This window comes from Aeromicrobium massiliense JC14 (genome assembly GCF_000312105.1).
Classification (GTDB): Bacteria; Actinomycetota; Actinomycetes; order Propionibacteriales; family Nocardioidaceae; genus Aeromicrobium; species Aeromicrobium massiliense.
The window spans coordinates 195,328-214,679 of sequence record NZ_HE978636.1 but is presented as its reverse complement, the minus strand read 5'-3'; the positions used below and the strand labels follow the sequence as shown (position 1 = coordinate 214,679).

Here is a 19,352-nt window from a genome sequence, read left to right as displayed (position 1 = left end):
GCAGGGCTACTACACGCCGCTGGCGACCGACGTGGCCCGCCACCTCGACGTCACCGACGCCGACATCAACTGGCTGGAGGCGGCCCAGCTCCTGGTGTCGGCGCTGGTGGTGCCGGCGCTGTCGAAGCTGGGCGACCTCGTCGGGCACCAGCGGCTGCTGCTGGTCGCCGCCGTCGTCACCGCCGTCGCCACCTGGGGCATCGCGCTCTCCTCGAGCTTCCCGGCCTACCTCGTCTTCTGGGCGCTCCAGGGCGTCTTCACCGTCTGGCTGCCGCTCGAGGTCGCGCTCATCTACCGGCGCAGCATCGGCCGGCCCGACCGCGCCGCCGCCACCCGCCGGGCGACCGGCGTCATCGTCGCCGCGCTCGAGGCCGGTGCGATCGCCGGCGCGCTGAGCGCCGGGCTCTTCACCGGCCTGACCGACTCGCTGTGGATCGTGCTCGCCGTGCCGGCGGTGCTCACCACCGCCGTGGTCGTGGTCGTCCACCGCTACGTCGAGAGCGACCACGTGCGCACCGAGGGCGTGCTGGACGGCGTCGGGCTGGGCCTGATCAGCGTGAGCCTGCTGGCCGTGACGGGCGGTCTGTCGCTCGTCCGGTTCTTCGGTGCCGACTCGCCGTGGCCGTGGGTGGCCATGGTCGCGGGCCTGGCGGTGCTGGTGCCGTTCGCGCGGCACGAGCTGCGCACCGCCGACCCGCTCATCGACCTGCGGGTCATGCGGCAGGCGGCGATGTGGCCGGTCCAGGCGACGGCGCTGCTGTTCGGCGTGAGCGTCCTCGGTGCGCAGATCCCGCTGTCGACCTTCGCCCAGACCGATCCCGAGAAGTACGGGTTCGGGCTCGGGCTGGACTCCTCCAGCGTGGCCCCGATCATCGGCGGCTACGTGATGTCGCTGCTCGTCGGCGCGCTGCTGTTCGGCCGGGTGTCGCAGGCTGTGGCGCCCCGCGCGTGCCTCATCGGCGCCACCGGGCTCGTCGCCGTCGGCTACGCCGCGCTGGTGCCGCTCCACGACTCCGTCGCCCAGGTGCTGGCCTGCATCGTCGTCGCGGGCATCGGGTCCGGCGCGCTCGTGGCCGCGCTGCCGGCCGCCGCCGCGGCGGCCGCCCCCGAGGGACGCGCCGGGGTCGCGACCGGCCTCACGAACACGGCCAAGACGGTCGGCGGCTCGTTCGCGTCCTGCGTCTTCGGCGTCGCCCTGGCCGTCGAGGCCGGGACGGTGGCGTCCGACCACACCGCCGGGTCGCTGTCGGGCTACTACACCGTGTGGATCGTCTGCTCGGCCACCGCCGTGGTCGCCACCGTCCTGCTCCTGTTCGTCCCGCGGCTCGCGTTCGCCGACCCGGACGCCGCCGCCGTCACGGAGGTCCTGCGATGACCCAGCGCACCACCCCCGCCGCCGAGCACCTGGCCGAGCTCATCTCGTGCCGCACCGTCTCGGCCGCCGACGAGCGCGACGAGGCCGAGTTCGTCCGCTTCCGCGAGACCTTCGCCCGGCTCTACCCGCTGCTGCACGAGCGGCTCGAGCTGACCATGGTCGGCGGCTCGATGCTGTTCCGCTGGCCGGGGACGTCCGCCGAGAAGCCGATCGTCCTCATGGCCCACTACGACGTCGTGCCGGCCCCGGCCGAGCAATGGCGGCGCGACCCGTTCGACGGTGCCGTCGTCGACGGTGCCGTGTGGGGCCGCGGTGCGCTGGACGACAAGGGACACCTGGTCGCGGTGGCCGAGGCGGTCGAGCAGATGCTCGCCGCGGACGTCGTCCCGGCGCACGACGTCTACCTCTCCTTCGGCGACGACGAGGAGGTGTTCGGCGACGCCGCCGGACGCGTCGTCGACCACCTGGAGCAGCGCGGCGTCCGGCCGTGGCTGGTGAACGACGAGGGCGGTGCCGTCGTCGAGGGCGCGTTCCCCGGCGTGAAGGGCCCGACCGCGATGATCGCGATCGTAGAGAAGGGCACGGTGGACGTCGAGCTCCTCGCCCGAGGGGCCGGCGGGCACGCGTCCACGCCGCCCCGCGACGGGGCCACCGCCCGGCTGGCCCGCGCGATCGTGCGGCTCGAGGAGAACCCCGCGCCCGCCCGGCTGAGCGAGCCCGTGGTCGAGATGATGCGTCACCTGGCCGACCTGACCCCGGCGCCGATGGGCGCGGTGCTGCGTCGCGCCGACAAGGTCAACCGGCCGATGGCGATGCTGCTCGGGCGGCTCGGGCCCGAGACCAACGCCATCGCCCGCACGACGATGGCCGTCACGCGGCTGTCCGGCAGCCCGGCGTCCAACGTCCTCGCGCAGGAGGCGCGGGCGACGGTGAACGTCCGGCTCGCCGTCGGTGACACGATCGAGCAGCTCACCGAGCGCCTGACGTCCCTGCTCGAGGGCCTGGACGTCGAGATCGCGTCCGCACGCGGGGCCAACCCGCCGCCGGTCTCACGCACCGACAACGAGGCGTTCGCGCTCCTGACGAAGGTGATCGTCGAGGAGCTCGACGGGGCCGCGCCGGTGCCGTACGTCCAGACCGGTGGCACCGACAGCCGGCACTTCACGCGGATCAGTGACGCCGTCTACCGGTTCAGCCCGTTCGACATGACCCGCGAGCAGCGCGACGCGATCCACGCCGCCGACGAGCACCTGCGCGTCGACAGCCTGGAGCGCGGCATCGCCTTCTTCCGCGGGCTCATCACCCGGCACGCCTAGGCGCCGGGCGTCTCGACCAGCGCGATCGGGTCCGACGACGGGCCGTCCGAGCCGCCGGCCGGCTCCACGGTGAGGGCCACGGCCGACACGTCGGCGACGTCCTCCATCACGTGGGTGCCGACGGCGCCCTGCTCGTCGCGGGGGACGACGCCGGCGCTGACCATCTCGTCGCCGACCTGGGTCCACATCTGGTAGTCCCGGTCGTCGCCCAGCTCGGGCAGATCAGCCAGGACCATGACGGCCCGGTCGGCGTCGGCGGAGACCACGACCTTGACCGTGCCGCCCCCGCGCACGGCGGTCGTGGCGAGCTCGGCGTCGGGCGCGGCCAGCACCCGGCTCACCTCGGACTGCTGCACGCGCAGCTGCTCGGCCTGCTGGTGCTGGTCCACGGCGTAGACCGTGACCCCGCCCAGCACGGCTGCTGCGACGGCCGCCGCGGCCAGCGAGCCGGCGAGACGCCGGCGGCGGCGCATCGGCACGACGGCCGGGCGCTCCTGCGGCGTCCGGCGGACCTGGTCGAGCACGGCGGCGCGCAGGTGGTCGGGCACGGCGACGGAGGCCGCATCGCCCAGGCGGGCCGCGGTGTCCGCGAAGCCGCGCACCTCCTCGGCGCACTCGGGGCACTCGTCCAGGTGCTGCTCGAAGGCGCGTCGCTCCTCGTCGTCCAGGGCGTCGAGCGCGTAGGCGCCGCTCAGCAGGTGCGGGTCGATGGTCATGCGGGCACCCCCAGGCAGTCGCGCAGGCGGATGAGTCCGTCGCGCATGCGGGTCTTGACGGTCGCCGGGTTGGCGTCGAGCAGGGACGCCACCTCGGCGTAGGTGTAGCCCCGGTAGTACGCCAGGTTGACGGCCTCGCGCTGCAGGTCGGTGAGCGAGCCCAGGCAGCGGCGCACCTGCTCGTGCTCCAGCCGCGTCGTCACCTCCTCGACGACCTGGTCGTGCTCGGGACCGGTCCAGTCGTAGCGGCGGTCGCGGTCGGACGCCGCCTGGTCGTGACGGACGGCGTCGACCGCGCGCCGGTGGGCGAGCGTGAGCACCCAGGTCCGGGCCCGTCCGCGGGAGGCGTCGAAGCGCTGGGCCTTCTGCCAGACCTGCAGGAAGACCTCCTGGGCGACCTCCTCGGAGCGGGCGGGGTCGCGCAGCACGCGACGGACCAGTCCGAGCACCGCCGGGGCGAGCTCGTCGTAGAGCGCCGCGAACGCCTTCTCGTCGCCGCGGGCGACGCGCTCGAGCAGCGTGTCCGGGGACGGCGTCGCGTCGGACGCGACGGCCCGCAGGCTGCGCGGGCCGGGGTCGGGGGTGGGCATCACGGTCTCCGGGGTCTCGGGGGCACTCACCTCGGATTCGGCGCGGACGCCTCGTCGGATGGGTGGGACCAGTGTGTTCGTCCCCGCACTCCCGGACAAGCGGGCCGGGCGGCACCGAGGTCGGTGCCGCCCGGCGCGGTCAGGACGCGGTCAGCACGTCCATCACCCAGGTGACGCCGAAGCGGTCGGTGAGCATCCCGTACGCCGCGGCCCACGGCGCGGGGGCCAGCGGCTGGCGGACGGTCGCGCCGTCGGCCAGCCGCTCCCAGCAGGCGGTCAGCTCGGCGACGTCGTCACCGCGCACGGACACGAAGAACGGGTCCTCGCCGCGGGACCAGGGGCGGGACGACGGGACGTCGTAGGCCATGACGGTGAACCCGTTCGGCGCGACGACCTGGCCCCACATCACCTGGTCGGCCTCGGCCGGGTCCTGGACGGCGCCGGCGTCGGCGTAGCTGGTCACGGTGAGGTCGCCGCCGAAGGCCGCGCGGTAGTGCTCGAGCGCGGCGCGGGCCTCGCCACGGAAGTTCAGGTGGGGGACGACGGCGACGGTCATGAGGACTCCTGGGGAACCGGGCGCCCGCTGGTCGGACGCCTCGGGACGACTGTGGTGGTCAATGCGGTCAGGTTCTGTCCGCTGGTGGGCGAGGATGGACGCATGTCGACGTCCGCCCGCCTGCTGGCCCTGTTGTCACTGCTGCAGGCCCGGCGCGACTGGCCGGGTCCGGTGCTCGCCGAGCGGCTCGACGTCAGCCCGCGCACCGTGCGTCGCGACGTGGAGCGGCTGCGCGAGATGGGCTACCGCGTCCGGTCGACCCGGGGACTCGAGGGCGGCTACCGGCTGGAGGCCGGCACGGAGCTCCCGCCGCTGCTGCTGGACGAGGAGCAGACGGTCGCGCTCGCCGTGGCGCTCGGTGCGGCGGTCACGAGCGGCGCCGAGGTGCGCGACGCGGCGCAGCGGGCGCTGGCGACGCTGCGTCACGTCATGCCTGCGCCGCTGCGGCGCCGGGCGGACGCCCTGGAGGCGGCCACCACGGCAATGGTCGGCACCGACGCTGATGCCTCCGCCGAGGTGCTGGACCGGATCGCCGGGGCGATCCGCGACCGCGAGTCGTTGCGCCTGGACCACGACCCGCCCGGAGCCGACCCGGTCTCCGGGCCGGCTCGGCGGGTCGAGCCGCACCACCTCGTGGCCCGGGCGGGCCGCTGGTACCTGCTCGGCTGGGACCTGGACCGTGAGGACTGGCGCACGTTCCGCGTCGACCGGGTGCGTCTGCGGACGCCGAACGGTCCGCGCTTCACCCCACGGACGGTGCCCGGCGGGGACGTCGCGGCCTTCGTCACCGCACGGTTCCGGGGGAGCGGCACGGGAGAGGACTGGCCGTGCCGGGGCGAGGTCGTGCTGCACCTGCCGGTGTCCGCGGTCGCGCCGTTCGTGGGCGACGGGCTCGTGGAGCCGCTCGGGCCCGATCGCTGCCGCCTCGTGGCGGGGGCGTGGTCGTGGCCGGCGCTGGCCGCCTCGCTCGGCCGCTTCGACGCCGAGCTCGAGGTCGTGGGTCCCGCCGAGCTGCGGGACGCGTTCGCCCTCCTCGGCGCGCGGTACGCCCGCGCGGCCGGGCGCTGAGGACCCACCTGCACAAGTTCTGCAGAAGTTTTTCCGCCACCGACCCATCCGGCCCGACCACCGCCCCGAATCAGGGGCATGAACGCCACCACCGTCCGGCTCTCCGCCGTCGCCGCCGCCCTCGGGGTGCTCGCGGCCGGTGCCGGCGTCCTGGCGGGCACCGGCGTCGCCGCGCTGACCAACGGGCCGTCGCCGCTGGTCGCCGTCGGGAACGCGGTGATCGAGCGCACCCCCGGACCGCTCAAGGACTACGCGATCCGCACGTTCGGCGAGAACGACAAGACGGTGCTTCTGGCCGGCGCCTCGGTCGTCCTGGCGCTCGTCGCGGCCGCCGCCGGCGTCATCGGCCTGCGTCACCGGCGCGTCGCGCTCGGCATCGTCGTGACGGTCGGCCTGCTGGCCGTCCTCGCCACGCTGACCGACGGCACGACCGCGGCGTCCCGGGCGCTGACGCTGCTCGCCCCCGTCACGACCCTGGTGGTCGCCGCGGTCTCGCTCCACCTCCTGCTGCGCCGCACCGCGCCCCTGGCCGCCGCCGCGCGGGTCCCGGCCTCGCGCCGCGACGACGACGTCCGCTCCGGGTTCGACCGACGCGCGTTCGTGCTGACCGTCATGGGCACCGCCGCGGTCGGCGTGCTGGGCGGCGTGCTCACCCGGGTCGCCGGGGGAGCGCGGGCCGCCGCCTCCCGCGCCGGCATCAGGATCCCCCGCCCCGCGGACGCGGCCGGGCCGCTCCCGACGGGTCTGGACCCGATCGACGGCATCAGCCCCTACCTGACCCCGAACCGCGACTTCTACCGCGTCGACACCGCGCTGACCGTGCCGGACGTGCCGGCCGACACCTGGCGGCTGCGCATCCACGGCGAGGTGGAGAACGAGCTCGACCTGGACTTCGCCGACCTGCTGTCGCAGCGCCTGGTCGAGCGCCGCATCACGCTCACCTGCGTCTCCAACGAGGTCGGCGGCCCGTACGTCGGCAACGCCACCTGGATCGGCGTGCCGCTGGCGGACCTGCTGGAGCAGGCCGGCGTCAAGAGCGGGGCGGACGCGCTCAAGTCGACCAGCGCCGACGGCATGGTCATCGGCACCCCGCTGGACGCCGTGACCGACGGACGCGACGCCCTCGTCGCGGTCGGGATGAACGGCGAGCCGCTCCCGCTGGAGCACGGCTTCCCCGCCCGCATGGTCGTCCCCGGCCTGTACGGCTACGTGTCGGCGACGAAGTGGCTGGTCGACATCGAGGTCACCCGCTTCGCCGACTTCACCGCCTACTGGACCGAGCGCGACTGGGACGAGCAGGCGCCGATCAAGCTCTCCTCCCGCGTCGACGTCCCCCGCGCCTTCGAGCAGGTGCCGCGCGACCGCGTCGTCGCCGGCGGCGTGGCCTGGGCCCAGGGCGTCGGCATCGCCACCGTCGAGGTGAGCGTCGACGACGGCCCGTGGCAGCGGGCGCGGCTCGCCCCCCAGGACACCGTCGACACCTGGCGGCAGTGGTCCTGGCGCTGGACCGACGCGACGCCCGGCGCCCACACGATCTCCGTCCGCACCACCGACGCGGACGGCAACACCCAGACCTCCGATCGGGTCCCACCCCGCCCGAACGGCTCCACCGGCCGGCACAGCGTCCGGTTCACCGTGGAGTGAACGACCCGGGGCAGCACGAACCAGCCAAGTCACCACGAGAGGAACGCATCATGCGCACCACCACCCGCCTCAAGAACGTCGTCGCCGGGGTCGCCCTGGTCAGCTCGCTGGGTCTGCTCACCGCGGCCTGCGGCTCGGACGACTCCGACGCCTCGAGCAGCTCGTCCTCGTCGGCCACGCCGTCGGAGGAGATGACCGAGTCCGAGGGCATGGACCCGGCCGCCGACCTCGTCGGCGCCGGCTGCGCCGACTACGCCGAGCAGGTGCCGGACGGTGCCGGCTCGGTCGAGGGCATGGCCATGGACCCGGTCACCACCGCGGCCAGCAACAACCCGCTGCTCAAGACCCTCACCGCCGCGGTGAACGGCCAGCTCAACCCCGACGTGAACCTCGTCGACACGCTCAACGGTGGCGAGTTCACCGTGTTCGCGCCGACCGACGACGCGTTCGCCAAGATCGACGCCAAGACGCTCGAGACGCTGAAGACGCCCGAGGGCGCCAAGACGCTCGAGTCGATCCTGACCTACCACGTCGTCCCGGGCCGCCTGGCTCCCGCCGACGTCGCGGGCACCCACAAGACCGCCAACGGCGCGGAGGTCACGGTCGAGGGCGAGGCCGACGCGCTGACCGTCGGTGCCGACAAGGCCAACGTCGTCTGTGGCGGCGTCATGACCCAGAACGCCACGGTCTACCTGGTCGACTCGGTGCTCATGCCCCCCATGTGAGCCCGAGCGCGAGCCGGCCCCGTTCCCTCCAGGACGGGGCCGGTTCGTGCGCGGCCCCGTCCCGACCACCTGATTTGGCTCGGGACGGCGTTCCTGACTACACTGACCTGTCGGCCTTTGCAGGCACGCCACCCCATGCCCTCGGGCTCCGCGTCAGCGGAGGGATGACGCGCGGGCTGGGTCGACAGGTAGCAACCGGCAACCGAAGAAGAGGTCATGGCGAAAAAAGAAGGCGTCATCGAGATGGAAGGCGCTGTTGTCGAGGCGCTGCCCAACGCGATGTTCCGCGTCGAGCTCGCCAACGGGCACAAGGTCCTCGCGCACATCAGCGGCAAGATGCGGCAGCACTACATCCGCATCCTCCCCGAGGACCGTGTGGTCGTGGAGCTGTCCCCGTACGACCTCAGCCGCGGACGCATCGTCTACCGCTACAAGTAAACACTCACGTTCAGTCTTCGAAGAGAGAGCTCGATGAAGGTCAAGCCGAGCGTGAAGAAGATCTGTGACAAGTGCAAGGTGATCCGTCGCCACGGCCGCGTCATGGTGATCTGCGAGAACCCGCGCCACAAGCAGCGTCAGGGCTAAGCAGCTTCTTCACCAGCAGTACTGAACATCTGGATGCTCGTCGCGCGATGCGCGGCGTCACCCCCGGCGCAGAGGCCGGGGCCCGGCTCAGGAGCCACGTCTCCTGGAGGCAGTCGGGGCGCACCAGGTGCCGACACCTCTGCCGCAACGAAGGGAAACGCCTCCATGGCACGCCTCCAAGGTGTGGATCTGCCGCGCGAGAAGCGCATCGAGATCGCACTCACCTACATCTTCGGGATCGGCCGCACGCGTGCCGCCGAGACCCTCACCGCGACGGGCGTCGACCCGTCCAAGCGGGTCCACGAGCTCACCGACGACGACCTCGTCGCGCTGCGTGACCACATCGATGCGAACTACCAGGTCGAGGGCGACCTGCGTCGTGAGGTCACCGCGGACATCCGTCGCAAGATGGAGATCGGCTCCTACCAGGGCCGCCGCCACCGCGTCGGCCTGCCGGTCCGCGGCCAGCGCACCAAGACCAACGCGCGCACGCGCAAGGGTCCGAAGAAGACCGTCGCCGGAAAGAAGAAGTGATCTAGATGCCTCCTAAGACGTCTGGCGCCAAGAAGGTGCGCCGCAAGGAGAAGAAGAACGTCGCTCAGGGCGAGGCCCACATCAAGAGCACGTTCAACAACACGCACGTGACGATCACCGACCCCTCGGGTGCGGTCATCGCCTGGGCCTCCGGCGGAACCGTCGGCTTCAAGGGCTCGCGCAAGTCCACTCCGTTCGCCGCGGGCATGGCTGCCGAGGCCGCCGCCCGTCAGGCGATGGAGCACGGGATGAAGAAGGTCGACGTCTTCGTGAAGGGCCCGGGTTCGGGCCGCGAGACCGCGATCCGTTCGCTCGGTGGCGCTGGCCTCGAGGTCGGCACCATCTCCGACGTCACCCCCAGCCCGCACAACGGATGCCGGCCGCCCAAGCGCCGCCGCGTCTGATCCCAAGGAGTTCCTGAACCATGGCCCGTTACACCGGTCCTCTGACCAAGAAGTCGCGTCGACTCGGCGTCGACCTCGTCGGTGGTGACGCCGCGTTCGAGCGTCGCCCCTACCCGCCCGGCCAGCACGGCCGCGCGCGGATCAAGGAGAGCGAGTACCGCACCCAGCTGCAGGAGAAGCAGAAGGCGCGCTACACGTACGGCGTTCTCGAGAAGCAGTTCCGCAAGTACTACGAGACGGCGCACCGCAAGCCCGGCAAGACCGGCGACAACCTCCTGGCTCTCCTCGAGACCCGCCTGGACAACGTCGTCTACCGCGCCGGCCTGGCCCGCACCCGTCGTCACGCCCGCCAGCTGGTGACCCACGGTCACTTCCTGGTCAACGGCGTGAAGACGAACATCCCGTCGTTCCAGGTGTCGAAGCACGACATCATCGACGTCAAGCCGAAGTCGCTCGAGACGACGCCGTTCATCGTGGCTCGCGAGACCCACGACAACGAGTCGGTCCCCGCGTGGCTGACCGTGTCGCCGACCCGCGGCCGCATCCTGGTGCACGAGAAGCCCGTCCGCGAGCAGATCGTCGTCCCGATCCAGGAGCAGCTGATCGTCGAGTTCTACTCGAAGATCTGATCTTTTCCCACGAGCCGGGTCCTCATATGACGGTGGACCCGGAAAGGAAGTTCCCATGCTGATCGCCCAGCGCCCCGTCCTGACCGAAGAGGTCGTCGACGACTACCGTTCGCGGTTCGTCATCGAGCCTCTCGAGCCCGGTTTCGGCTACACCCTCGGCAACTCGCTGCGTCGCACGCTGCTGTCGTCGATCCCGGGTGCGGCCGTCACGTCGATCAAGATCGACGGCGTCCTGCACGAGTTCTCGACCGTCCCCGGTGTCACCGAGGACGTCACGGAGCTGATCCTCAACATCAAGCGTCTGGTCGTCTCCTCGGAGAACGACGAGCCCGTCGTGATGTACCTGCGCAAGGAGGGCTCCGGTGCGGTCACCGGCGCCGACATCCAGCCGCCGGCCGGGGTCGAGATCCACAACCCCGACCTGCACATCGCCACGCTGAACGACTCGTCGAAGCTGGAGATCGAGCTGGTCGTCGAGCGTGGCCGTGGCTACGTCTCGGCCGTGCAGAACAAGACCGGCGACGAGGAGATCGGCCGCATGCCGATCGACTCCATCTACAGCCCTGTGCTGAAGGTGACCTACAAGGTCGAGGCGACCCGTGTCGAGCAGCGCACGGACTTCGACAAGCTCGTCATCGACGTCGAGACCAAGCGCTCGATCCTGCCGCGTGACGCGATCGCGTCGGCCGGGTCGACCCTGGTCGAGCTCTTCGGCCTGGCCCGGGAGCTCAACGTCGAGGCCGAGGGCATCGACATCGGCCCGTCGCCGGTGGACGAGCAGCTCGCGGCCGACCTGGCGCTGCCGGTCGAGGACCTGAACTTCACGGTCCGCTCCTACAACTGCCTCAAGCGCGAGGGCATCCACACCGTGGGTGAGCTCATCACGCGCAGCGAGCAGGACCTGCTCGACATCCGCAACTTCGGTCAGAAGTCGATCGACGAGGTCAAGGCCAAGCTGGCCGCCATGGGCCTCGGTCTCAAGGACAGCCCGGTCGGCTTCGACCCGGCCAACCTCGAGTCGTTCGACGACGACGCGAGCTACGCCGAGGACGAGCAGTACTGACCTGCTCGCCCCTGACCTGACGATTCCTGGAGATATTCGATGCCCACCCCCACCAAGGGTCCCCGCCTCGGCGGCAGCCCGGCGCACCAGCGGCTGATCCTGGCCAACCTCGCGCAGAGCCTGTTCGAGCACGGCAAGATCACGACGACCGAGGCCAAGGCCCGCCGTCTGCGTCCCTACGCCGAGCAGCTCATCACGAAGGCCAAGAACGACACGGTGGCCAACCGCCGCCAGGTCGTGAAGGTCATCCGTGACAAGAGCGTGCTGCACACCCTGTTCGCCGAGATCGGTCCGGCCATGGCCGACCGTCCGGGCGGCTACACCCGCATCACGAAGATCGGTCCGCGCAAGGGCGACAACGCGCCCATGGCCGTGATCGAGATCGTCGAGGCGGGCTTCACGCCGAAGGCGACCACCACGAAGGCCACCGCGGCGCCCGTCGCCGAGGCTCCGGCCGAGCCGGCCGTCGACGAGGAGCGCGCCGAGGTCAACGACCTCGACACCTCCGAGGTCGACACCGACGCCGCGATCGCGGACGCCCCCGAGGCGGCCGAGAACGCGGACGCCACGACCGAGGCCGACGAGGCCAAGTAGGGCGTTCCTCGAGGGGCCCGTCACCGCATCGCGGTGGCGGGCCCCTCGTGCGTCCGCAGCCGGACGGGGTGGAACAGGACGTGCGGGAGGCCCGGAGCGCGGCAGCGGGCCGCTCAGGCGTCCTGGGGCGCGTCGGGCGCGGTCACGGCCAGCACCCGGAAGCCCTTCTCGCTGACCAGCCGCTCGGTCGGCCAGCCCTGCTCGACCAGCCAGCGCTGCAGCGAGTCCGAGCCGAGGTTCTTGCCGACGACGAGGTGGGCGCGGCCACCGGGTCGCAGGCGGGGGAGCCAGCGCAGCAGCAGCTCGTGCAGCGCCTGCTTGCCGACCCGGATCGGCGGGTTGGACCAGATCTGGTCGAACCGGACGTCGTCGGGCACGTCGTCGGGCAGGCAGGCCCGCACGGTGGTGCCGAGCGACTCGGCGTTGTCGCGGGTCAGCGCGAGCGCTCGCTCGTTGACGTCGACCGCCCACGTGTCGGCACCGGCGAGGGCCAGGGCGCACGCGATCGGCCCCCAGCCGCAGCCCAGGTCGAGCACGGTGCCGCTGCGCGGCGGCTCGACGTGGCGCAGCAGGACGTCCGTGGCCTTGTCCAGCCCTTCGCGGGAGAAGACGCCCGCGGCGGTGCTGAGGGTGACCTCGCGGCCGCGCAGGCGCACCGTGACCGGCGTGCGCCGCTCGGGGCCGGCGGGCTGGGCGTCGAAGTAGTGCTCGGTCACCCGGCCATCCTCCCAGGTGGGTGCCGCGGGCTCAGCAGTGCTCGAAGACGTAGCCGCGCGAGCCGCGCGGGACGACGTCGAGGTCGCGCAGCTGGATCGGGTGCTGGCCCGCGCGGGCCTTGCACGCGGCCCGGAACGCCGAGCGCCGGTACTCGACCTCGATGACGCGCGAGCCGAAGCGCTTCACGAAGGCGTCGCACTCGCGGTACTGCTGGCACTGCTCGACCACGGCGAAGTCGAAGCCGACCCGTCGGCCGAGCAGCTCGGCGGTGTTCTTCTGCGCGATGGCCAGGTCGCGGCGGTGCGCATGACGGGTGAGGCGCTTGGCGTAGCCGACGGTCTGGCGCTTCGTGAGCAGCCCGCCCGACCGGGTCCAGGCGTCCAGGTTGTCCGGCTCCACGGCCTGGAAGCCCCGGCGGTCACAGCTGGTGATCCACCGGTTGACGACCCGCGCGAGCGCGACGCGCTTGCGCTTGGTGCGGAAGTCCAGGAACACCTCGTCGGGCCAGTCGGCGTCGCGCACGAGCTTGCCGTGCCGGTCGCGCAGCAGCAGCTCGGGGTGCTTCGTGCGCCACCAGCGCAGGCTGCCGGGCTGGGTCTGGAACGCGTTGACGTAGCAGACCGAGTAGGTGCCCTTCTCGGGCCGGTCGGTGCGGTCGCGCACGACGATGTCGACCTCCGACGTGGGGCGGTAGCCGCCGCCGAGCTGGTAGTCGGCCACCGAGCCGGCACCGGGGAAGCCGGAGACCCCGAGGGTGAGGACGAGGGCCGCGACGATCGAGTGCACGGCTCATCGTCCCACGGGTCAGCCGCCGTCGTGCTCGCGGCGCAGCCGAGCCGGCGCCTTGAGCCGCCAGGCCTGCTCGACGAGCTCGGCCAGCTCGGCGTCGTCGACCAGCGCCAGGTCGACCAGCACGTAGGCCGAGCGGTCGTAGTGGGGCAGGGTGAAGAACGCCGGGTCGTCGCCCTGCACGAGCGCGGCCTTGTCCTCGAGCGTGCAGGTGAGCACCGCGGCGCCCTCGGCCTCCGAGCGCAGCCGCGCGACCATCTTGGTGCCGACCTTGAGCGACGGCGTGCCCCAGGACGTGGACTCGGTGACGCCGGGCAGGGCGAGAGCCGTCCGCACGACGTCGTCCCAGGTGGCCATGGCCCAGCGTCTCAGCCGAGCCGGACGACGTCCAGCAGCCGGGGGACGAAGCCGCGTTGGGCCTTGACGAGCAGCCGGACGGCGTCGTCCGGGCCCACCCAGGCGACGCGGTCGACCTCGGGGAACGCCTCGGTGCGGCCGGAGCGCGGCGGCCACTCCAGCTCGAAGGTGCCCGGCACGACGTCGGCCGGGTCCAGGTCGGCCTCGACCGCCCACGCGACGACCGTCTTGCCCGACTGGCGCACCTCGCCGAGCGGGACGAAGGGGCCCGGGGGAGCGGGCACGCCCAGCTCCTCGGTTAGCTCGCGCCGGGCGGCGTCCAGGGGCTTCTCGCCGGGCTCGACGACGCCCTTGGGGAACGACCAGGCGCCCTCGTCCTTGCGGGCCCAGAACGGCCCGCCCATGTGGGCGATGAGCAGCTCGACGTCGCCGGCGGACGTCCGCCGGTACAGCACCAGCCCGGCGCTCAGCACGGCCACGTCAGCCGACCCGCAGCTCGTGGACGAGCTCGAGCCCGTCGACCTCGTCCATCGCGTCGCCGACCAGCACGAACCCGTGGTGACGCAGCACGGCCTGGGACGCGAGGTTGGCCGGCGCGGTGCAGCCGCGGACCGTGCGCACCTGCTCGGCCGCTCGGGCCCGCTCGAGCAGGAGCCCGACGACGGCCGTCGCGACGCCGCGCCCGCGGGCCCTCGGCACGACCGTGTACCCCAGCTCCACGACGCCCTCGTCGTCCGGCGGCTCGTGGAACCCGCCGTGGCCGACGACCACCCCGTCCTCGACCGCGAGCTGGATCGTCCAGCCCTCGGCCCCGGGCAGCGCACGTCGCTCGGCGAAGATCCCCCACGGCACGAACTCGCCGAGCAGCTCGGCGGGCACGCGCAGGCCCACGGCCTGAGCGGCCCCGTCGACGTCGCCGTCGGCCAGGCTGAGCAGCGCCGCGACGGGCAGGTCGACCAGGGTCAGCACGTCAGTCACCGTCCTCGTCGCGCCGCCGCCGGGCCTGGTGGGCGCGGACGGCAAGCCCGTCGTCGCCGGGGTAGACGACCTCCTCGAGGGTGAGCCCGTGCGCGGGCATCACCCGCACCCGCGGGTCGCGCTCGCGGCCGGCCAGCACCGTGCCGGCCCAGCCGGCCTCCTGGCGGCCCTCCCCGGCGACGACGAGCGCGCCCATGAGCGCGCGGACCATCGAGTGGCAGAACGCGTCGGCCCGCACCGTCGTCTCCACGACGTCGCCGACGCGCACGGGGCGGAGCTCGAGCAGGGTGCGGATGGTCGTGGCCCCCTCACGCTTCTTGCAGAAGGCGGCGAAGTCGTGCTCGCCGAGCAGCTCGGCCGCGGCCGCGGTCATCGCGTCGACGTCGAGCGGGCGGCGCCAGCCCACGACGTGCGAGCGCAGGAGCGGGTCGGGACCGGCGGGACGGTCGCAGATCCGGTAGACGTAGCGCCGCTCGAGGGCCGAGAACCGCGCGTCGAACCCCTCGGGGGCCGGACGGCAGTCGCGCACCTGCACGTCGCCGGGCAGCACCCGGCGCAGCCGTCGGCCCAGCACCTCGGGATCGGTGTCGAGGTCGACGTGCACGACCTGGCCGCGCGCGTGGACGCCGGTGTCGGTGCGCCCGGCGCAGACGAGCTGCGGCTCCTCGGGCAGGCGCAGCACGAGCGCCATCGCCTCCTGGACGACGCCCTGCACCGTCCGCAGGCCGGGCTGCTGGGCCCAGCCGTGGAAGTCGGTGCCGTCGTAGGACAGGTCGAGGCGGAGTCGCACAGCCGAACGCTAGCCCAGGGGTGCGGCGGCCCGGACGCACGAGGGCCCCACGACCGTGGTGGTCGCGGGGCCCTCGGGGCGCGGGGTCAGGCCCAGCGCTCGGACTGCGGCACGTACGTCAGCTGACGGTCGCCGGTGTAGATCTGCTTCGGGCGGGCGATCTTCTGCTCCTTGTCGTCCACCAGCTCCAGCCACTGGGCCAGCCAGCCGGACGTGCGCGGGATGGCGAACAGGACCGTGAACATCTCCGGCGGGAACTGCAGCGCCTCGTAGATGAGGCCCGAGTAGAAGTCGACGTTCGGGTACAGCTTGCGGCTGACGAAGTAGTCGTCCTCCAGCGCGATGCGCTCCAGCTCCTGGGCGATCTCCAGCAGCGGGTTCACGCCGGTGACCTCGAACACGTCGTCGCAGGCCTTCTTGATGATCGTGGCGCGCGGGTCGTAGTTCTTGTAGACGCGGTGACCGAAGCCCATGAGCTTCTCGTCGCCGTTCTTGACACCCTCGATGAACGCCGGGATGTTCTCCTTCTTGCCGATGCGCTTGAGCATCCGCAGGACGGCCTCGTTGGCGCCACCGTGCAGCGGGCCGTAGAGGGCGGCGATGCCGGCGGTCACGGACGAGTAGGGGTCGACCTGGCTGGAGCCGACCGAGCGCACCGCGTTGGTCGAGCAGTTCTGCTCGTGGTCGGCGTGCAGGATGAACAGCACGTCCAGGGCCTTCGCCAGGCGCGGGTCCGGGTCGTACTTCTGCTCGCTCATCTTGAACAGCATCGAGAGGAAGTTCTCGGGGTACGACAGGTCGTTGTCGGGGTAGACGTACGGCTTGCCCTGCGCGTGGCGGAACGACCAGGCGCCGAGGGTCGGCATCTTGGCGATGAGCCGGACGATCTGCTCGTGGCGGACCTCGGGGTCCTTGATGCGGCTGGCCTCGGGGTAGAACGACGACAGCGCGCTCACCGAGCTCATCAGCATGCTCATCGGGTGCGCGTCGTAGCGGAAGCCCTGCATGAAGCTCTTGAGGTTCTCGTGCACGAACGTGTGGAACGTGATGTCGTGCACCCACTGCTCGTGCTGCTCCTTGGTGGGCAGCTCGCCGTGGATGAGCAGGTAGGCGACCTCGAGGTACGTCGACTTCTCGGCCAGCTGCTCGATCGGGTAGCCGCGGTACTCCAGGATGCCCTTGTCGCCGTCGATGTAGGTGACGGCGCTGCGGGTGGACGCGGTGTTGGTGAAGCCGGGATCGTAGACCGCCAGGCCGGGGGTGCCCTCGGCGCGGCCGATCTGGCCGAGGTCGGTCGCACGGACCGTCCCGTCGGTGATGGGGATCTCGTACTCCTCGCCCGTGCGGTTGTCGCGGACGGTCAGCGTGTTCTGCTCGGTCACGATGGGTCTCCTGTGACGGGGAATCAGGGCCTCGCGGGTGGCGCGGGCACGGTCCCTAACCTAGTGCGGCCGCGTGTCGACCGCGTTCTGGGGGCGTGGACGGGGGCCGTTTTGACCTTCCGTGCAGCAGCCCGTTATTCTAGGACGTCGTTGTGCCTTTGCGTTGATCCAACGCGCTCGGCACCGGAACGACTTACCGAATGCAACCCTGAACAGCGAGAAGGTCCCGCCGTGCGTACGTACAGCCCGAAGCCCGCTGACATCTCCCGTCAGTGGCACGTGATCGATGCCGAGGACGTCGTCCTCGGCCGTCTGGCCGTCCAGGCCGCGACGCTCCTGCGTGGCAAGCACAAGGCGACCTTCGCGCCCCACGTGGACGGTGGCGACTTCGTCATCATCGTCAACGCCGAGAAGGTGGCCCTGTCGGGCAACAAGCGCACCGACAAGCTCGCCTACCGCCACAGCGGCTACCCGGGTGGACTCAAGTCGATCGCCATCGGCGACCTGCTCGAGAAGGACGCCCGCAAGGCGATCGAGAAGGCGGTCTGGGGCATGCTCCCCAAGAACCGCCTCAGCCGCGCCCAGATGAGCAAGCTGAAGGTGTACGCCGGTCCGGAGCACCCGCACGCCGCTCAGCAGCCCCAGCCGTTCGAGATCTCGTCGATCTCCCAGTAAGAGAAAAGGCACATCATCGTGGCTGAGACCACCGAAGACTTCACGCCGACCGCCGAGGGCGTCGCGTACACCTCCGAGAGCGCCGGCGCGGCGACCGAGTCGGGCCGTACCTCGACCATCGCGCCCGCCGGTGCGACCGGCCGCCGCAAGCAGGCCATCGCGCGCGTCCGCATCGTCCCGGGCTCCGGCACCTGGACGGTCAACGGCAAGCCGCTGGAGGAGTACCTCCCCAACAAGCTGCACCAGCAGATCGCCAAGGAGGCGTTCGTCGAGACCGGCCTGGACGGCCAGTTCGACGTCATCGCCCGTGTCACCGGTGGTGGCATGACCGGCCAGGCCGGCGCGCTGCGTCTCGGCGTGGCCCGTGCGCTCAACGCCGTCGACCTCGAGGCGAACCGCGCCACGCTGAAGAAGGCCGGCCTGCTGACGCGCGACGCGCGCGTCAAGGAGCGCAAGAAGGCTGGTCTCAAGAAGGCCCGCAAGGCGCCCCAGTACAGCAAGCGCTGATCGGTCGATGGGCCGTATCTTCGGCACGGACGGGGTTCGCGGGCTCGCGAACCGCGACCTGACCGCAGAGCTCGCCCTCGACCTGTCCGTCGCCGCCGCCCACGTGCTGGGCGAGGTCGGTGCCTTCGCCGACCAGCGTCCGACGGCCGTCGTCGCCCGCGACACCCGAGCCTCGGGGGAGTTCCTCGAGGCCGCGGTGGTCGCGGGCTTGGCGTCTGCGGGGGTCGACGTGCACCGGCTCGGGGTCGTACCGACGCCCGGTGCGGCGTTCCTGACCGCCGAGCTCGACGCCGACATGGGCGTCATGATCTCGGCGAGCCACAACCCGATGCCCGACAACGGCATCAAGTTCCTGGCCCGCGGCGGGCTCAAGCTCGACGACGAGATCGAGCTGGCCATCGAGGCCCGCCTGCAGGAGCCGTGGGACCGCCCGACCGGCGAGGGCGTCGGCCGCGTCGGCGACAGCACGGCCGGCGTGCGCACCTACGCCAAGCACCTGGCCGACTCCAGCCCCGCGCGGCTCGACGGGCTCAAGGTCGTGCTCGACTGCGCCCACGGCGCCGCCCACGAGGTCGGTCCGGACGTGTTCGCCGAGCTCGGTGCCGACGTCGTGGCCATCCACGCCGAGCCCGACGGCCTGAACATCAACCGTGACGCCGGCTCCACCCACCTGGAGCACCTGCAGAAGGCCGTCGTCGAGCACGGCGCCGACGCGGGCTTCGCCTTCGACGGCGACGCCGACCGCTGCCTGGCGGTGGACGCCGAGGGCCGGGTCGTCGACGGCGACCAGATCCTGGCGATCCTCGCGCTCGCCGCGCACGACGCCGGCACGCTGCACGACGACACCGTCGTGGCCACCGTCATGAGCAACCTGGGCTTCGTCCAGGCGCTGCAGGCGGCGGGCCTCACCGTCGTCCAGACCGCGGTCGGCGACCGCTACGTCCTGGAGGCGATGCGCGCCGGCGGGTTCACCATCGGCGGCGAGCAGTCCGGCCACGTCATCATGAGCCGCTACGCCACCACCGGCGACGGGGTGCTGACCGCGGTGCAGGTGGCCGCCCGCATGGTCGAGTCCGGCCAGACGCTCGCCGAGCTGGCCGGCGTCATGACCCGTCTGCCCCAGGTGCTGGTGAACGTCGCCGGCGTCGACAAGGCCCGCGCCGCGACCGACCCGGTCCTGCAGGGCGAGGTGGCCGCCGCCACCGCACGGCTCGACGGCACCGGACGCGTGCTGCTGCGCCAGTCCGGCACCGAGCCGCTGGTGCGCGTGATGGTCGAGGCGCCGACGCACGAGGAGGCGACCGAGGTCGCCGAGCACCTCGCGTCGGTCGTGAAGTCCCAGCTGTCGCTGTGACCTT

The 19,352-nt window shown here is 72.1% G+C and carries 25 protein-coding genes; 15 read left to right on the top strand and 10 right to left on the bottom strand.

What is annotated here, in order from left to right:
• Both HGAM_RS17130 and HGAM_RS01080 read left to right on the top strand, forming a co-directional pair.
• The coding region (locus HGAM_RS17130) for an MFS transporter (protein ID WP_019143623.1) at window positions 1–1,375 on the top strand (1,375 nt) is incomplete at its 5' end.
• Window positions 1,372–2,691 carry a M20/M25/M40 family metallo-hydrolase gene (locus HGAM_RS01080; protein WP_019143622.1) on the top strand — a complete coding sequence of 440 codons (1,320 nt, stop codon included), beginning with the start codon at window positions 1,372–1,374 and terminating at the stop codon, window positions 2,689–2,691. The genes HGAM_RS17130 and HGAM_RS01080, both read left to right, overlap by 4 nt.
• Here HGAM_RS01080 and HGAM_RS01075 read toward each other — a convergent pair.
• The 3 genes from HGAM_RS01075 to HGAM_RS01065 form a co-directional block, all read right to left on the bottom strand.
• Entirely contained in the window at window positions 2,688–3,407 is a 720-nt protein-coding gene (locus tag HGAM_RS01075; protein ID WP_019143621.1) for an anti-sigma factor, read from the bottom strand. The genes HGAM_RS01080 and HGAM_RS01075 overlap by 4 nt on opposite strands.
• Window positions 3,404–3,997, bottom strand: a complete 594-nt coding sequence (gene sigK, locus HGAM_RS01070; protein ID WP_049798157.1) for an ECF RNA polymerase sigma factor SigK — start codon at window positions 3,995–3,997, stop codon at window positions 3,404–3,406. The genes HGAM_RS01075 and sigK overlap by 4 nt, the downstream gene beginning before the upstream one ends.
• 139 nt (window positions 3,998–4,136) lie before the next feature.
• Complete coding sequence (locus HGAM_RS01065; RefSeq protein WP_019143619.1) at window positions 4,137–4,553, bottom strand: VOC family protein; 417 nt, start codon at window positions 4,551–4,553, stop codon at window positions 4,137–4,139.
• A 102-nt stretch (window positions 4,554–4,655) separates the two neighbouring features.
• Between HGAM_RS01065 and HGAM_RS01060 the strand changes: the two genes are divergently transcribed.
• The 10 genes from HGAM_RS01060 to rplQ all read left to right on the top strand — a co-directional run bounded on the left by HGAM_RS01060 (window position 4,656) and on the right by rplQ (window position 11,799).
• Window positions 4,656–5,621, top strand: a complete 966-nt coding sequence (locus HGAM_RS01060) for a helix-turn-helix transcriptional regulator (RefSeq protein ID WP_019143618.1) — start codon at window positions 4,656–4,658, stop codon at window positions 5,619–5,621.
• Between the two features lie 78 nt (window positions 5,622–5,699).
• Complete coding sequence (locus HGAM_RS01055) at window positions 5,700–7,265, top strand: molybdopterin-dependent oxidoreductase (RefSeq protein WP_019143617.1); 1,566 nt, start codon at window positions 5,700–5,702, stop codon at window positions 7,263–7,265.
• A gap of 50 nt (window positions 7,266–7,315) precedes the next feature.
• Entirely contained in the window at window positions 7,316–7,990 is a 675-nt protein-coding gene (locus tag HGAM_RS01050; protein ID WP_019143616.1) for a fasciclin domain-containing protein, read from the top strand.
• A 216-nt stretch (window positions 7,991–8,206) separates the two neighbouring features.
• Window positions 8,207–8,428: a translation initiation factor IF-1 gene (infA, locus tag HGAM_RS01045; RefSeq protein WP_007078610.1), complete on the top strand. Its 222-nt coding sequence runs from the start codon at window positions 8,207–8,209 to the stop codon at window positions 8,426–8,428.
• Window positions 8,429–8,461: 33 nt separating this feature from the next.
• The gene (gene rpmJ / locus HGAM_RS01040) at window positions 8,462–8,575 is read left to right on the top strand and encodes a 50S ribosomal protein L36 (protein WP_009199219.1); all 114 of its coding nucleotides are present in this window, start codon (window positions 8,462–8,464) and stop codon (window positions 8,573–8,575) included.
• A gap of 165 nt (window positions 8,576–8,740) precedes the next feature.
• Complete coding sequence (gene rpsM / locus HGAM_RS01035) at window positions 8,741–9,109, top strand: 30S ribosomal protein S13 (RefSeq protein ID WP_038951452.1); 369 nt, start codon at window positions 8,741–8,743, stop codon at window positions 9,107–9,109.
• Between the two features lie 5 nt (window positions 9,110–9,114).
• A complete protein-coding gene (gene rpsK, locus HGAM_RS01030; RefSeq protein WP_019143613.1) occupies window positions 9,115–9,513 on the top strand; it encodes a 30S ribosomal protein S11 in 399 nt (132 codons plus the stop codon).
• A gap of 20 nt (window positions 9,514–9,533) precedes the next feature.
• A complete protein-coding gene (gene rpsD / locus HGAM_RS01025) occupies window positions 9,534–10,142 on the top strand; it encodes a 30S ribosomal protein S4 (protein WP_019143612.1) in 609 nt (202 codons plus the stop codon).
• Window positions 10,143–10,197: 55 nt separating this feature from the next.
• Window positions 10,198–11,205 (top strand): DNA-directed RNA polymerase subunit alpha, encoded by a 1,008-nt coding sequence (locus HGAM_RS01020; RefSeq protein WP_019143611.1) that lies wholly within the window; start codon window positions 10,198–10,200, stop codon window positions 11,203–11,205.
• Window positions 11,206–11,244: 39 nt separating this feature from the next.
• Complete coding sequence (gene rplQ, locus HGAM_RS01015; protein ID WP_019143610.1) at window positions 11,245–11,799, top strand: 50S ribosomal protein L17; 555 nt, start codon at window positions 11,245–11,247, stop codon at window positions 11,797–11,799.
• 113 nt (window positions 11,800–11,912) lie between these two features.
• Here rplQ and HGAM_RS17125 read toward each other — a convergent pair whose 3' ends face one another.
• The 7 genes from HGAM_RS17125 to HGAM_RS00980 all read right to left on the bottom strand — a co-directional run bounded on the left by HGAM_RS17125 (window position 11,913) and on the right by HGAM_RS00980 (window position 16,812).
• The gene (locus HGAM_RS17125; protein WP_019143609.1) at window positions 11,913–12,515 is read right to left on the bottom strand and encodes a class I SAM-dependent methyltransferase; all 603 of its coding nucleotides are present in this window, start codon (window positions 12,513–12,515) and stop codon (window positions 11,913–11,915) included.
• 31 nt (window positions 12,516–12,546) lie between these two features.
• A complete protein-coding gene (locus HGAM_RS17120; protein WP_019143608.1) occupies window positions 12,547–13,302 on the bottom strand; it encodes an endo alpha-1,4 polygalactosaminidase in 756 nt (251 codons plus the stop codon).
• A gap of 18 nt (window positions 13,303–13,320) precedes the next feature.
• Entirely contained in the window at window positions 13,321–13,662 is a 342-nt protein-coding gene (locus tag HGAM_RS01000) for an MmcQ/YjbR family DNA-binding protein (RefSeq protein WP_019143607.1), read from the bottom strand.
• An 11-nt stretch (window positions 13,663–13,673) separates the two neighbouring features.
• Window positions 13,674–14,141, bottom strand: a complete 468-nt coding sequence (locus HGAM_RS00995; protein ID WP_019143606.1) for an NUDIX hydrolase — start codon at window positions 14,139–14,141, stop codon at window positions 13,674–13,676.
• A 1-nt stretch (window position 14,142) separates the two neighbouring features.
• Window positions 14,143–14,640: a GNAT family N-acetyltransferase gene (locus HGAM_RS00990; RefSeq protein WP_020691503.1), complete on the bottom strand. Its 498-nt coding sequence runs from the start codon at window positions 14,638–14,640 to the stop codon at window positions 14,143–14,145.
• Entirely contained in the window at window positions 14,633–15,430 is a 798-nt protein-coding gene (truA, locus tag HGAM_RS00985) for a tRNA pseudouridine(38-40) synthase TruA (protein WP_019143604.1), read from the bottom strand. The genes HGAM_RS00990 and truA overlap by 8 nt, the downstream gene beginning before the upstream one ends.
• An 86-nt stretch (window positions 15,431–15,516) precedes the next feature.
• Entirely contained in the window at window positions 15,517–16,812 is a 1,296-nt protein-coding gene (locus HGAM_RS00980) for a citrate synthase (RefSeq protein ID WP_019143603.1), read from the bottom strand.
• 231 nt (window positions 16,813–17,043) lie between these two features.
• Between HGAM_RS00980 and rplM the strand changes: the two genes are divergently transcribed.
• From rplM to glmM, 3 genes are read left to right on the top strand one after another with little or no spacing between them, the layout of a single operon-like run.
• Window positions 17,044–17,487 (top strand): 50S ribosomal protein L13, encoded by a 444-nt coding sequence (gene rplM, locus HGAM_RS00975; protein ID WP_019143602.1) that lies wholly within the window; start codon window positions 17,044–17,046, stop codon window positions 17,485–17,487.
• Window positions 17,488–17,505: 18 nt separating this feature from the next.
• Entirely contained in the window at window positions 17,506–17,994 is a 489-nt protein-coding gene (gene rpsI / locus HGAM_RS00970) for a 30S ribosomal protein S9 (RefSeq protein WP_019143601.1), read from the top strand.
• A gap of 7 nt (window positions 17,995–18,001) precedes the next feature.
• Entirely contained in the window at window positions 18,002–19,348 is a 1,347-nt protein-coding gene (gene glmM / locus HGAM_RS00965) for a phosphoglucosamine mutase (protein ID WP_019143600.1), read from the top strand.
• Window positions 19,349–19,352 lie beyond the last annotated feature (4 nt).